General features: G+C 34.5%; 2 pseudogenes. Both read right to left on the reverse strand.

Annotated elements, in window-relative coordinates:
* Positions 1-161 (reverse strand): annotated as a pseudogene (locus ACFINE_RS09735) (integrase); the annotation flags it as partial.
* A 394-nt stretch (positions 162-555) separates the two neighbouring features.
* Positions 556-777: pseudogene (locus ACFINE_RS09740) on the reverse strand (hypothetical protein); the annotation flags it as partial.
* Positions 778-1,315: the final 538 nt, after the last annotated feature.

Genomic DNA, 1,315 nt, shown 5'->3' on the forward strand with positions numbered 1-1,315 from the left:
GATTTAGGAAGTATAAGCCCTTGTAACTCGGCAAGTGCGCTTTTGTAGTTATCAACAAACTCTTGCGTTCCATAGGTACCGCGTATTCTAATGCGTTTACCGTGACCAATACGTACATACCATACAATTTTGCCATGTTGAGTAATTTGTTTGATAGCCATAAAAGCGTTTATAGGCTCTATAATTCAAATGAGTGATTAAAGATCATACGCAACATTTACGTTCCTTTTGATAAGTTTTATATCTCTCATAAAGCACTTGCAATATGATACGTTTTGTATATATGCACTGATTACTCCATTGTGGATGATTCATTTTAATCAATAAGAATCGCTATTTGAAAGCCGCGTCATATCACTTGGCGCGGCTTTTTTTTATTTTACTCTCTCTTTTATGATATGTTTATAGCAATGCGTTTTATATGCGTTTATACACCATAAAAAGGCACGCCCCCCATATCTATTTTTATTCTGTTTTATCAGTTATATTGACAACATTATCGTTTTCATAAACCTTACATTTTTTTGGAACGACACTTACTTTACTTTGACTGTTTAATTTTGCATTGCCATAGGCTTTACCCCAGACCTTGGCATTGCCATAAACCCTAGCATTTTCATAAACGTGACCATTTTTAAACACAAGAGCCTCATCATAGTCCCAGCAATTGCCCTCATGAGAGAGGTTATCTTCCTTTTCAATAAAGCCGCCTAAGGTACCTGCTTTGATATCAGCAAAATCTTTTAATGCTTTAATAATGAATTCAATTAAATCCATTTAGAATAAATAGCGAGTATCAGAAGAGGTAAAGTCATTCAAAAGCAGATAAATTTTTTCAAAAAGTTTTTTAAATGCTGTTTATCCACAGCCTATGAGAGAGATCAGATCAGCAAAATAGTGAAATTTGCTGTTCGTTTTATGGAAAAAAGACAAATTTGATATGTGCTTTAAGATATCAGAATAAGTATTTTGAAGCATTTTACCACGCATTTTATAGATAGGTTTTGAAGGTTTCTCACACCCTCAAAACTCATAGATGAGGCGTCTTTTGAAGGTTCACTCTATGAATGCAAGGGGATATGGTTGAGCAAATTTATCCTTTATATTTATGGGGATATTGATGTATTAACCATTGACGGGCTAAACAGTTTTGTTTAGAGGTTTCTTTATATAAATGTGGGGGAGAGATCTTCAGCAGTTAAAATAAAGCAGTTTTTGGGTGTCACTTTTCTTTGGTTACAGAGGCATGTGCTTTTGTTAAAAGCGTTATAGGGCAGTGGCTGTTTTGAGTGGACTTGTTAGAGGTTTCATGAAG

This window comes from Bartonella sp. AA97HXZ, assembly GCF_042196985.1.
Taxonomy (GTDB): Bacteria; Pseudomonadota; Alphaproteobacteria; order Rhizobiales; family Rhizobiaceae; genus Bartonella.